General features: G+C 73.2%; 1 pseudogene. It reads left to right on the top strand.

Annotation, left to right across the window (positions count from 1 at the left end):
* Positions 1–1144 (top strand): annotated as a pseudogene (rhaD, locus tag ACFV4N_RS43895) (bifunctional rhamnulose-1-phosphate aldolase/short-chain dehydrogenase); the annotation flags it as partial.
* Positions 1145–1297: the final 153 nt, after the last annotated feature.

Here is a 1297-nt window from a genome sequence, read left to right as displayed (position 1 = left end):
GTCGACCTGCCCGGCACCGCGACCGTGGACGAGATCGTCGCGCGGCTCAAGGAGCTGCACGCCGCCTACCGCGAGGACTACCGCGCCTACTACGAGCGGCACGCCACCCCGGATTCCCCCGCTGCGCGGTGCGGACCCGGCCATCGTGCTCGTGCCCGGTGTCGGCATGTTCTCGTTCGGCCGCGACAAGCAGACCGCGCGGGTGGCGGGCGAGTTCTACGTCAACGCGATCAACGTGATGCGCGGCGCGGAGTCGGTGTCGATCTACCGGCCGATCCCGGAGGCGGAGAAGTTCCGCATCGAGTACTGGGCGCTGGAGGAGGCCAAGCTCCGGCGGAGGCCCGCGCCGAAGCCGCTGGCCACGCGCGTGGCGCTGGTGACCGGCGCGGCGTCGGGCATCGGGAAGGCCATCGCCGAGCGGCTGGCCGCCGAGGGCGCGTGCGTCGTGGTCGCCGACCTGGACGGGGAGAAGGCCGCGTCGGTCGCCTCCGGGATCGGCAACGCGGACGTCGCGATCGGCGTGGCCGCGGACGTGTCGGACGAGGCCGCCGTGGAGCGGGCGTTCGCCGAGGCCGTGCTCGCCTTCGGCGGCGTCGACCTGGTGGTGAACAACGCCGGCCTGTCGATCTCCAAGCCGCTGCTGGAGACGACCGCGCGTGACTGGGACCTCCAGCACGACGTGATGGCCCGCGGGTCCTTCCTGGTGTCGCGGGCCGCGGCGAAGGCGATGATCGAGCAGGGCATGGGCGGCGACATCGTCTACATCTCGTCGAAGAACGGCGTGTTCGCCGGGCCGAACAACATCGCCTACGGCGCCACCAAGGCCGACCAGGCGCACCAGGTGCGGCTGCTGGCCGCCGAACTGGGCCCGCACGGCATCCGCGTCAACGGCGTCAACCCCGACGGCGTGGTGCGCGGCTCGGGCATCTTCGCCGGCGGCTGGGGCGCCCAGCGCGCCGCCGTCTACGGCGTCAAGGAGGAGGAACTGGGCGCCTACTACGCCAAACGCACCCTGCTCGGCCGCGAGGTGCTGCCCGAGCACGTCGCCGCCGCGGTGTTCGCGCTCACCGGCGGCGACCTGTCCCAGACCACGGGGCTGCACGTCCCGGTCGACTCCGGCGTCGCAGCCGCCTTCCTGCGCTGATGAGCGGGGGGCTGATGGGCGGGGGAGCGGTCCGGGTCGCGGCGGTCGACCTCGGCGCGTCCAGCGGACGCGTCATGGCCTTCGACATCGCGCCCGACCGGGTGAACTTCACCGAGGCGCACCGGTTCCCCAACGGCCCGGTGCGACTCGGCG

This window comes from Actinosynnema sp. NPDC059797, from assembly GCF_042732085.1.
Classification (GTDB): domain Bacteria; phylum Actinomycetota; class Actinomycetes; order Mycobacteriales; family Pseudonocardiaceae; genus Actinosynnema.
The sequence above is the reverse complement of the archived record's forward strand: the minus strand, read 5'-3'. Positions and strand labels throughout refer to the sequence as shown.